Consider the following 11867-nt stretch of genomic DNA (forward strand, 5'->3'; position numbering starts at 1 on the left):
AGCAGCTCGGGAAAATAATCAGGGCCAAGGGGGGCGCTGAGAGGCGGAGGGTTCATATGGCAACACGGTTATTGGTAGTAGACGATGAAGAATCCATTGTTACGCTGTTAAAATATAATCTCGAGCAGTCGGGATACACGGTGGATACAGCTTATGACGGTGTGGAAGCACTCCGGAAGGCACAGGAGGTAACGTACGATTTAATTGTGCTTGATCTGATGATTCCAGAGATCGACGGTCTCGAAGTGTGCCGGAAAATCCGGACAGAAAAGATTCAGGTTCCAATTTTGATGCTGACTGCAAAAGACGAAGAATTTGATAAAGTGCTCGGTCTTGAACTTGGAGCCGATGATTATATGACAAAGCCGTTCAGCCCGCGCGAGCTGGTTGCACGCGTTAAGGCAATCATGCGCAGAGTGGATTATTCCGGGCAGGAAACGGAAATGGAAAAAATAGAAAGAAAAAGCATCGGTCACTTAACAGTGTACCCGGAAAATTATGAAGCATACGTGAAAGAAGAAGCGCTTGAGCTGACCCCAAAGGAATTTGAACTGCTCGTGTACTTAATTAATCACAAGGGGCGGGTGCTTACGCGTGATCAGCTGTTGAATGCAGTATGGAATTACGAATTTGTTGGAGACACGAGAATAGTTGATGTACATATCAGTCATCTGCGTGAAAAAATTGAACCGAATACGAAAAAGCCGGTATATATCAAAACGGTACGTGGGCTGGGCTATAAATTTGAGGAGCCCGCACCTGCATGAAGCGATTCCGCACCCGCCTGATAGTAGCTCTAATGGCGATTATTTTAATCGTTTTGACCGTCGTGGGGCTTGTTATCGGGCAGATTGTCCGTTCTCTTTACCTGGACGAGCTCGAGAGCAGTCTGGAAAGGGAAGCCAACCTTTCTGCCTCGATTGCTGAAGAACGAGATGAAGAAAGCTGGGAAGCGCTGGCACAGAACATCAGCAGCCAGCTGAATGTCCGCGTGACGATTTTGAATGAAACCGGCGAAGTGATTGGAGAAACGGAAGCTGAATCAGAGGAACTGGACAACCATTTTGGACGTCCGGAAATAGAAGATGCCCGTGAAAGCGGAGAAGGAAGTAACATCCGCTACAGTAATACGCTGGAAGCGGAGCTTCTGTATTACGCAGTACCGTTTTCCTATGACAATAACACGTATTATATGAGACTTGCGATTCCAGTGGAACGAATCAATGCAACCAACTGGCTGATCTGGGGAACATTAATTGGCAGCTTTGCTGTCGCGCTTTTGATCATTTTATACATTACAACAAAAGTGACAAATCAATTAACCAAACCGATCACTCAGGCTACAAAAACAGCCAATGAACTGGCTAAAGGAAATTTCAGTGCCCGGGCTTATGGGAGTTCGCAGGACGAACTCGGTCAACTGACCCGTTCGATTAACGTGCTCGCATTTAATCTTGAAAGTGTGACAAAGGAAAACCAGGAACAGCAGGAGCGGCTCGAAACGCTGATCAATACGATGGAGAGCGGCCTGGTGTTTATAAACAGCCGTGGCGAAATTACTTTGATGAATGCCTACTGCGCCCGGATTTTTAAGGAAGATACAAGTCAGTGGCTCGATTTGCTGTACTATGAAGCGATGGATGAGAAAGAAATCATTAAGCTTATCCAGAAGATATTCTTAACGGAGAGCCGGTCAAGCGCCACTGTTCAGATGCTCCACGAACTTGAAGTTCGTTTTTTCCACGTTTACGGTGCTCCAGTACTCGGGGAAAACGATGAACTGCGCGGTATTGTGCTTGTCCTGCATGATATTACGGAGCTGAAAAAGCTCGAGGAAGTGCGGAAAGATTTTGTTGCGAACGTGTCGCACGAATTAAAAACGCCGGTTACTTCATTAAAAGGCTTTACTGAAACGCTCCTGGACGGGGCCATGCATGATGAAGCGCTGAGCAGGCAGTTTTTGGACATTATTTGGAAAGAAAGCGACCGGCTGCAGGATTTAATCAGTGATCTGCTGGAGCTTTCAAGAATTGAGCAGGACTATTTTGAATTGAACCGGGCACGGTTTGATGTGAGCAGAACGACAGCAGAAGCTGTTCGCCTGCTTGAGACTAAAGCGATTGATAAGCATTTGCTGCTTACTTCGCGTGTAGACACAGAGATTTATATGGACGGGGACGAAGCCCGGTTAAAACAGATTATTATCAACCTGGTCAATAACGCCATTATTTACACAAAAGAAGGCGGGGAAGTGCAGGTCCGGCTGTTTAAGGAAGCAGAAGAAGTCGTGCTTGAAGTGGAAGACAACGGCATCGGCATCAGCCCTGAGCAGCTGCCGCGTATTTTTGAGCGGTTCTATCGCGTTGATAAAGCGAGAAGCCGTGGCTCGGGCGGCACGGGGCTCGGACTGGCTATTGTTAAGCATCTGACAGATGCCCTTGGCGGCCGTATCGAAGTGAACAGCACGAGAGGTGAAGGAACGGTATTCACACTGCGTTTTCCTGGGGAAACGGAGCATGAAGAGGAAGAATTTACAAATTCTTAATCTCCGGTAAACGACTTGTTTACATTTATGCTATAACATAGTGTTCGAACGGGTTTTCATCCGCTGTTTGTTTTTACAGCGGGCTGCATCCCTTTTGGAACGAAAGCACCCCTTGGCTTTCGTTCTTTTTTTATGCTTTTTTTCAGGTAGACATTCTGACGCTGTCCCCGGTGTATGATAAAATATAACGATGAACGTGAAGGCTCGCCAGATGATGTACATAAGAAGCCGGTTCGGCTTTTTGTAATAAGGAGGACAATGATTTGAGTAAACTAGTGTTATTGGATGGAAACAGTATTGCTTACCGGGCGTTTTTTGCCCTGCCTCTTTTAAATAACGATAAAGGCGTTTACACCAACGCCATTTACGGTTTTACAACCATGCTTTTAAAAATTCTGGAGGACGAGGAGCCAAGCCACGTGCTCGTGGCCTTTGATGCCGGAAAAACAACCTTTCGCCACGATACTTACAGCGAATATAAATCCGGACGGGAAAAAACTCCCTCTGAGTTATCCGAACAGCTGCCGGTCATTCGTGAAGTGCTGGACGTTTTTAAAGTTCCTTACATCGAAAAAGAAAATTATGAAGCCGATGATATTATCGGTACGCTCTCAAAGCAGGCCGAGGATGAAAACTGGGATGTGCGCATCTATACCGGTGACCGGGACCTGCTGCAGCTGGTCAGTCCTCATGTACATGTTTCCTTTATTAAAAAAGGAATAACGAATACCGAGCTGTACGACCCGGATGCCATTCAGGAACGATATGGTCTTACTCCTATTCAGATAACCGATATGAAGGGGCTTATGGGAGACAGCTCGGATAATATTCCAGGCGTGCCCGGGATCGGGGAAAAGACTGCATTGAAGCTGCTGCAGGAGTATGGATCTGTTGATAAAGTACTGGAGTCCATTGATAAAATTTCCGGAAAAAAAATGAAGGAACGGCTCGAAGAAAACAAGGAACAGGCGAGAATGAGTAAAGAACTCGCTATCATTTACCGGGACACGCCGCTTGATTTGGAGCTTCGGCAGTTAAAGCATGAGGAGTATGACGTAAAAGAGATAACAGATCTTTTCCGGGAGCTGGAGTTTCAAACGCTGTTGAACAAGTTTGATGACGTAGATGAAGCGCAGCAGACCTTCGATGAACTGGCATACAAGCATGTGAAAGATGTGCAGGAGGATATGCTCGTTTCTCCGTCTGCCCTGGTGGTGGAAGTGCCGGAGGAAAATTATCACCACGGAAGTATCTGGGGCATAGCGGTTATTAACGAAACCGGCCGTTATTTTATCTCCACAGAAGATGCACTGCAGAGTGAAGCGTTTCAGGCCTGGGCTAAGGATGAATCCAAAGAAAAATATACGTTTGATACAAAGCGTGCTGTCGTTGCTCTCGGCTGGAAAGGGCTGGAACTACGGGGCATCACCCACGATACGCTGATCGCTTCCTATTTAATTGACCCATCCGTATCCTCGCATCACGTTTCTGATATAGCGAAACGGCGGAATCTGCAGGTTGTGGATACTGACGAAGCCGTTTACGGCAAAGGCGCCAAACGCACGAAGCCGGAGGAAGGTGCACTGGCAGAGCATCTGATCCGCAAAGGTGAAGCCGTCTACCGGCTGCAGGGAAAAATTGAAGAGAACTTAAAGCAGAACGAGCAGCTCGAGCTGTTTAAAGAGCTGGAAATGCCGCTGTCGCTAGTACTCGGACAAATGGAAACCCAGGGTATTTGCGTGGATCGTTCGCAGCTTGAGACGATCGGTGATGAACTGGACGGCCGTCTCACAGAGCTTGAAAAAGAAATATACAGACAGGCCGGACGTGAGTTTAATATTAATTCGCCGAAGCAGCTTGGGCCGATTCTGTTTGAGGAGCTCGGCCTGCCTGCCGTTAAGAAAACGAAGACCGGTTATTCCACGTCAGCGGATGTGCTCGAAAAGCTCAGGGACCAGCATGAAATTATTCCGAGTCTGCTGTTGTACCGCCAAATTTCAAAGCTGCGCTCCACGTATATTGAAGGCCTATTAAAAGTCATTCATCCCACTACGGGCAAAATCCATACAATGTTTAACCAGGCGATTACGCAGACAGGGCGACTGAGTTCGACGGAGCCGAATCTGCAGAACATTCCAATCCGCCTTGAAGAAGGCCGACGTATCAGGAAAGCGTTCATTCCTTCTGAATCCGGGTGGTCCATTTTATCGGCAGACTATTCGCAGATTGAACTTCGGGTACTCGCTCATATCGCAGACGATGAGGGGCTCAAGGAAGCTTTCCAGAACAACATGGATATTCATACAAAAACTGCGATGGACGTGTTCGGCGTCGGGCATGACGAAGTGACGTCCAACATGCGCAGAAGTGCGAAAGCCGTAAACTTCGGGATTGTTTACGGAATCTCGGACTACGGGCTTTCACAGAGTCTTGGCATCACGCGGAACGAAGCGAAAGAATTTATTGAAAGCTATTTAAAAAGCTACCCTAATGTGCAGAATTATATGAATGAAATTAAAGATGAAGCCAGGCGCGACGGATTTGTGACCACACTTCTGCACCGCCGCAGGTATCTGCCTGACATGAACAGCCGCAACTTTAACCAGCGCAGCTTTGCAGAAAGAACCGCCATGAACACCCCTATTCAGGGTACTGCAGCTGATATTATTAAAAAAGCGATGGTGGATGTAAGCAAAGCCCTTGAAGAAAAAGGTCTGAGCAGCCGGCTGCTCCTGCAGGTACACGACGAATTAATTTTCGAAGTGCCGGAAAACGAAGTTGAAACCATGCAGGAGCTTGTTCCGGAGCTGATGGAGAAGACAATCGAACTGTCGGTGCCTTTAAAAGCAGATGTGGCACAGGGCCCGACATGGTATGATGCGAAATAAGGAGAGAGAACGATGCCTGAATTACCGGAAGTTGAAACGGTCCGACGGAATTTAGAACAGTCGGCCGTTGGAAAAACGGTGGAGAACGTGAAAGTATACTGGCCTAACATTATTAAGCGTCCCGATGACCATGAAGCCTTTTCCATGATGCTGGGAGGAAAAACGATCGAGCGTGTGCACCGTAAAGGGAAATTTTTAGTGATTTATCTTGAAGACCTGGCTGTTGTTTCTCACTTGCGCATGGAAGGGCGTTACGAATGGAGTGATGGCGGGGAACCGGATAAACATACGCATGTGCGCTTTCATTTCACCGACGGTACGGAGCTTCGCTATCGTGACGTGCGGAAATTCGGTACGATGCACGTGTTCAGCCGCGGCGAGGAATGGAACGAAAAGCCGCTGAACCAGCTTGGGGCGGAGCCTTATCGTGACGCTTCGTTTACCGCTGATTATCTGCACGCCCGGTTTCAAAAAACGTCACGCAGTATTAAAGCGGTGCTGCTCGACCAGTCAATTATTGCAGGGCTCGGAAACATTTATGTGGATGAAGCGCTGTTCCGGGCGGGTGTTCTGCCGGACGCTCCAGCCGCAGGACTCGGAAAGCCTGTGGTGGAAATCCTTCAAAAGCAGATAACAGAAGTGATTGAAGAAGCAGTAAAACAGGGAGGAAGCACGGTGCGTTCCTATGTGAATGGAGACGGGCAGGCTGGTGCTTTCCAATTAAACCTGTTTGTATATGGAAGAAAAGGAGAGCCGTGCAAGGTATGCAGCCATGAAATAGAGAGGGCTGTAGTGGCGGGCCGTGGTACGCACTACTGTCCAGTCTGCCAGACGAAGGAGGGGACAAAATGGTTATCGGTCTTACAGGCGGAATAGCAAGCGGCAAGTCACTGGTCGCAGATGCCCTGCGGGAGCAGGGACTGCCCGTGATTGATGCGGATGTAATTTCACGGGAGGTGGTGGAGCCGGGAGAGCCTGCCCTGGAGCAGATCATTGAGCATTTCGGTCCGGAAATCCTTCAGTTTGATGGCACACTCGACAGAAAGAAGTTAGGCTCCGTCATTTTTAATGATGCTGAAAAACGTCAGGTGCTTAACCAGATTATTCATCCGGCTGTCAGGCAGCGTATGATGACCAAACGGGACGATCTTGTACGTGAAGGAAATGAGCATGTTGTTCTCGATATTCCCCTTTTGCTTGAAAATAATTTAAACTTTCTAGTTGACCGCGTTATCGTTGTTTATGTAAATGAAGCGACCCAAAAGCAGCGGCTCGTGGAGCGTGACGGTCGGGGAGAAGAGGATGCGGCTGCGAGAATCAGGTCGCAGATGCCCCTGGAAGAAAAAAAGGACCTGGCGGATGCAGTAATCGATAATTCGGGCACAGAAAAGGAAACAAAAATCCAGGTGGACGAGCTGCTTCACCAGTGGAAAATAAAATAGAAACTTGGTAATAACCACTTTTGGTAAAAGAAAGTGGTTATTTTTTTAAAATTACTTGCAAGAATACGCTGTCAATGTGTTATACTATTTTTAGATTTTACTTATAAAAGTATAACATGTTTCCAGAGGAGGATATTAAATGAAAACTAGCATAGCGATCAACGGTTTCGGACGAATTGGGCGTATGGTTTTTCGAAAGGCAATGATGGACCCGGAAGTTGAAGTGAAAGCCATCAATGCCATGTATCCTCCTGAAACACTGGCTCATCTGGTGAAATATGATAGTGTACATGGTCCGTTTCCGCTTGAGGTAAAATCTGAAGGAGACGAAATGGTGGTGGACGGCAGACGGATCCGGCTGCTCCAAAACCGAAATCCACTTGAACTCCCGTGGGAAGAGTTTGGCGTAGATATTGTGGTTGAAGCGACGGGCAAATTCAACCGCGGGCCGGATGCTGAAATGCATATAGAAGCCGGGGCGAAAAAGGTAGTATTGACTGCTCCGGGAAAAGAAGTCGATACCACCATCGTGATGGGCGTAAACGAAGAAGACTACGATCCGGAAAACCACCACATAATCTCGAATGCTTCCTGCACAACAAACTGCCTTGCGCCGGTCGTCAAGGTGCTCGAGGATAAAATCGGTATTGAAAGCGGTTTAATAACGACCGTGCACGCATACACTAATGACCAAAATAACATGGATAATCCCCATAAAGACCTGCGACGGGCAAGAGCCTGCGGACAGTCGATCATCCCGACGTCCACTGGAGCAGCTAAGGCGCTCTCCGAGGTGATCCCATCCATGGAAGGGAAAATGAACGGCATGGCGCTCCGGGTGCCGACACCAAACATATCGCTTGTGGATATGGTAATTGATATGAAGCGCCCGGTAACCGAAGAAGAAATCAACCAAACATTAAAGGCGGCGTCAGAGCAGGAGCTCAAAGGGATCATTTCCTACTGCGAGGATCCGCTCGTTTCAACGGATTTTAACGGAAATGAACATTCCTCGATTATCGATGCGCTCTCGACCATGGTGATCAACGACCGCCAGGTTAAGGTGCTTGCCTGGTACGATAACGAGTGGGGCTACTCCTGCCGGGTGGTGGATCTGGTAAAAATGGTCAGTGAGCCAGCTGTCGGGTACTCCTCCGTTGCTTCGTTTTAAAAATCGTTAATGTGGGAAAGCGTCCCTTGAGCGGGGCGCTTTTTATTTATCCCCGTTATGAACATCAAATATAGAAGGTATAGAGCTTATACAGGTAAGAAATCCGTAAATTCTGGGTTTAAGACGCTGCGTGAGAAAACTGGTTGCAAATTGCAAATAAACATCGTATACTGAATTTCGTGCCTTTGCGTCTTTGAATTTAACGGCAGAAATGCACAGTTTCCAGGCGTATACAGGTATACCAACGGTTACTGCAAGGGTTAGTGCCAAATTGGACTAACTTTCCCCCAGAGTAGCCTTTAAAACGTGACGGGCCGATAAAAACACAGCGACCTAATGATGTAATAAAAAGAAACAAAGGGGGAAACGTACCATGGAAACAATGGGACGCCATGTCATTTCCGAGCTTTGGGGTTGTGACGAAGAAACTTTAAACAATGTAAATGCAATCGAACGTATCTTTGTAAACGCCGCTTTAAAAGCAGGCGCTGAGATAAGAGAAGTGATTTTTCATAAATTTGCTCCGCAGGGTGTAAGCGGAGTCGTCATTATTTCAGAATCTCATTTAACGATTCACAGTTTTCCGGAACACGGCTATGCCAGCATCGATGTTTATACGTGCGGGGACCATATTGACCCGAACACGGCGGCTAAATATATTGCCGGTTCACTCGGTGCCGAAGCGGAAGAAACGATAGAAATTCCCCGCGGAACAGGCCCTATCCGTGTAGAGCGTCCGGAAGCAAACGCCCTATAATGCGCATACGAACACCGTTCAAGCAGCTGCCTGTGCTTGAACGGTTTTTTATTTCCGGCAGCGGAATAGATTCAAAGAAATACACAAATTGTCATCCTCCCGCAAGGAACGAATGTGATATGATAGAACCAATAAAAATAGAGACCGCCCATCAAATTGGAGATGATAATAATGAAATGCCCTGTATGCTACTCCAATGGCACACGTGTATTGGACTCGAGGCCGAGCAATGAAGGCCGTTCCATCCGGCGCCGGCGTCAGTGTGATACGTGCCACCACCGCTTTACCACTTTTGAAATTGTGGAAGAACTCCCGCTTGTCGTAGTGAAAAAAAATGGGAACCGGGAGGAATTCAGCCGGGAAAAAATGCTGAGAGGCTTGATCAGGGCCTGTGAAAAGCGGCCAATTCCAATGGAAACGCTCGAGGGCATTGTCTCGAGGGTGGAAAATAAACTTCGGGAAGAGGGACGGACAGAAGTGAAAAGCGAAGAAGCCGGAGAGCTTGTCATGGAAGAGCTCGCGGATATTGATGAAATCGCCTACGTCCGTTTTGCTTCTGTTTACCGGCAGTTTCGTGATATAAATGTATTCATCAATGAATTAAAAGAGCTGATTGATAAAGAAAACAAAGAGGATTCATCAAAATCATAAAAAGGAGGGCGGCGCTTTGAGTCTGCATTGGATGGAAGTCAAACCGGTGGACGGGTACTACGTTCGCACAAGTAAAGAATTCAGCGAGAGCACGGATAAAACAATGTCTATGCTCTACCAGCCGTTAGTCGGAAGCAAAGCGATCGCTCTCTACCAGACTCTGCAGAATAAATTGGAAAAGGACTGCTATGAAAGCTCCGAAGCCACCCATCATGAGCTGATGGCTTTTTTGCAGATGCCTTTAAATGAAATTTACGCTGCCCGCCGCCTGCTTGAGGGCATCGGGCTTCTAAGGGTTTACGAATTAGAAACCCAGTCCCAGGATAAAACATTTGTATACGATATCCAGCCGCCCATGTCGCCGCGGGCTTTTTTTCAGGATGATGTTTTAAGCGTATTTTTATATAACCGCCTTGGAAAGAGTAAATATATTCAGCTTCGCCAGCGCTTTTGCATTTCAGCTGTGCCCGAAGCAGCAGAAGAAATTACGGCTTCGTTCAATGAAGTATTTGCTTCTCTGCATGCGTCGGAGATGGCCTCCGAACCGCCTCCGGCAGATGAAGACACAGAGTTTATCGGCGGCAGTGAACCATCGCGTCTGCAGCTTGAAGAGAACGGGTTCGATATGGAGTTGCTGAAAGCTTCGCTCCCATCCTTTCTCGACGCTGCCCGGCTGTTAACGCCATCGCTGCAGCAGACCGTCCGCCGGCTTGCTTTTGTGTATCAGCTTTCGCCAATTGATATGGGAAAAGTAATACAGGAGTCCCTATCAGCGGACGACGAAGTGAATATAGAAGATCTGCGTAAAAAAGCAAAAAACCATTACCGCATGGAGCACGGAGCAGCTCCGCCTGCACTCGGAAACCGTATAGAGCGGGAGGAACCAGCGCCGGCAAAGGACCGCCCTGCGTCCGAACAGGAGCAGATGAAGCAGTTTTATGAACAGACCTCCCCGGTGACGTTTCTTCGTTCGGTTGCCGGAGGAGCGACTGTGCCGGAGTCCGATATTCATCTCGTGGAGGAGCTTTTATTCAGCTACCGTTTATCACCGGGCGTGGTGAACGTGCTGACGGATTATGTGATGCAGAAAAATAATATGAAATTAAGCAAGGCGCTTGTATATAAAATCGCCGGTCAGTGGACAAGGAAAAAAGTACATACCGTAGAGGATGCCATGAAGCTTGCGAAGGAAGAACACAAGCAGGCCCAGGAACGCACGGCGCCTAAAAACAATTATGCAAATAAACGGCAGCAGGGCTATGTCCGAAACGACAGGCTGCCTAAATGGATGGAAAAGGAAGAGCAGGTGAAGAATTCACCGGCTGAAGCTGAAAAAACCACCCAGGATGAGCAGCTGTCGAAGGAAAGAGAGCGCTTTGAAGAAATGCTGAAGGAACGACGGGAAAGAGCAAACCGTTAAAAGAAAGGGGGCCGCTGGATGGATTCGATCGGATCCTCGTTGAACAGATGGATGGATAAGGATTGGAAGGAGCGGATGGCAAGGCTGGAAAAAGAAGTATTTGCCTATCCGGGAGTTATCGATTTCAAGCGCCGCCATCCGCATATACCAGCAGAAGAATACGAAAAAAACAAAGCAGCTTTATTTGAATATAAGCGGGAACGCAGCAACTGCGATGCCTGTCCGGGACTTGAAAACTGCCCAAACCTGATGCAGGGGTACCAGCCGGAATTGATGGAAGACAAAGGAAAAGTGACGGTGGCCTATCACCGTTGTTCATTAAAGGTACACGATGATGAAAAGAAAAAAAGACAGGCACTTATTAAAAGCTATTATATTCCAAAGGAGATACTGCACGCCTCCTTTGATCAGGTGGATATGGACCATGAATCAAGAGCTAAGGCCGGAACTGCGGCACTTCACTTCGCATCGGCCACCGTGCCCGGGGAGGACGGACAAGGACTTTACCTGTACGGAAAGTTCGGAGTTGGTAAAACGTATATTGCGGGAGCTATTATGAATGAACTGGCGGAGCGAAACATCGGCTCGATGATTGTACATGTGCCGGACTTTTTCCGGGAAATCAAAGAATCGTTATCGGATAATACGGTGCGGGAAAAGGTCGACAGTGTTAAAGGTGTACCGGTACTCATACTCGATGACCTTGGAGCCGAATCAATGAGCGCCTGGACAAGGGATGATATTTTGGGCGTTATTCTGCAGTACCGGATGATGGAAAAGCTTCCTACTGTCTATACGTCCAACTATGATTACAGTGAACTTGAAGAGCATTTGACGTATTCCCAGAAAGGCGGTAACGAGCGTTTGAAAGCAAAGCGTATCATGGAGCGCATCCGCCCGTTCACAGAGGAAGTATTTATGGACGGACAGAACCGTCGGGGATAATTGGAAATACAGAGGCCATTCTAAGTGTATAATACAAATAAATATGCT

General features: G+C 47.7%; 10 protein-coding genes. All 10 read left to right on the forward strand.

The genetic code is table 11. The features are described 5' to 3' along the window. Nucleotides 1–56: 56 nt before the first annotated feature. The gene (locus Q0757_RS00170) at nucleotides 57–767 is read left to right on the forward strand and encodes a response regulator transcription factor (RefSeq protein ID WP_298783472.1); all 711 of its coding nucleotides are present in this window, start codon (nucleotides 57–59) and stop codon (nucleotides 765–767) included. Beyond that, the gene (gene pnpS, locus Q0757_RS00175; protein ID WP_298783474.1) at nucleotides 764–2545 is read left to right on the forward strand and encodes a two-component system histidine kinase PnpS; all 1782 of its coding nucleotides are present in this window, start codon (nucleotides 764–766) and stop codon (nucleotides 2543–2545) included. Before Q0757_RS00170 ends, pnpS begins: the two co-directional genes overlap by 4 nt. Nucleotides 2546–2808: 263 nt before the next feature. Next, nucleotides 2809–5433, forward strand: a complete 2625-nt coding sequence (gene polA / locus Q0757_RS00180; RefSeq protein ID WP_298783476.1) for a DNA polymerase I — start codon at nucleotides 2809–2811, stop codon at nucleotides 5431–5433. 12 nt (nucleotides 5434–5445) lie between these two features. Next, complete coding sequence (gene mutM / locus Q0757_RS00185; protein WP_298783478.1) at nucleotides 5446–6309, forward strand: DNA-formamidopyrimidine glycosylase; 864 nt, start codon at nucleotides 5446–5448, stop codon at nucleotides 6307–6309. Then, entirely contained in the window at nucleotides 6282–6875 is a 594-nt protein-coding gene (gene coaE, locus Q0757_RS00190; RefSeq protein ID WP_298783480.1) for a dephospho-CoA kinase, read from the forward strand. Before mutM ends, coaE begins: the two co-directional genes overlap by 28 nt. Before the next feature lie 139 nt (nucleotides 6876–7014). After that, nucleotides 7015–8046: a glyceraldehyde-3-phosphate dehydrogenase gene (locus Q0757_RS00195; protein ID WP_298783482.1), complete on the forward strand. Its 1032-nt coding sequence runs from the start codon at nucleotides 7015–7017 to the stop codon at nucleotides 8044–8046. Nucleotides 8047–8419: 373 nt separating this feature from the next. Then, on the forward strand, nucleotides 8420–8803 hold the full coding sequence (gene speD / locus Q0757_RS00200; RefSeq protein WP_022793113.1) for an adenosylmethionine decarboxylase: 384 nt from the start codon (nucleotides 8420–8422) through the stop codon (nucleotides 8801–8803). 171 nt (nucleotides 8804–8974) lie between these two features. Next, on the forward strand, nucleotides 8975–9454 hold the full coding sequence (gene nrdR, locus Q0757_RS00205; RefSeq protein WP_022793114.1) for a transcriptional regulator NrdR: 480 nt from the start codon (nucleotides 8975–8977) through the stop codon (nucleotides 9452–9454). Between the two features lie 16 nt (nucleotides 9455–9470). Then, nucleotides 9471–10874, forward strand: coding sequence for a replication initiation and membrane attachment family protein (locus tag Q0757_RS00210; RefSeq protein WP_298783489.1), 1404 nt, complete (start codon nucleotides 9471–9473; stop codon nucleotides 10872–10874). 18 nt (nucleotides 10875–10892) lie between these two features. After that, nucleotides 10893–11819, forward strand: coding sequence for a primosomal protein DnaI (gene dnaI / locus Q0757_RS00215; protein ID WP_298783493.1), 927 nt, complete (start codon nucleotides 10893–10895; stop codon nucleotides 11817–11819). Nucleotides 11820–11867 lie beyond the last annotated feature (48 nt).

It is taken from the genome of uncultured Marinococcus sp., assembly GCF_947493875.1.
In the GTDB taxonomy this organism is placed as follows: domain Bacteria; phylum Bacillota; class Bacilli; order Bacillales; family Marinococcaceae; genus Marinococcus.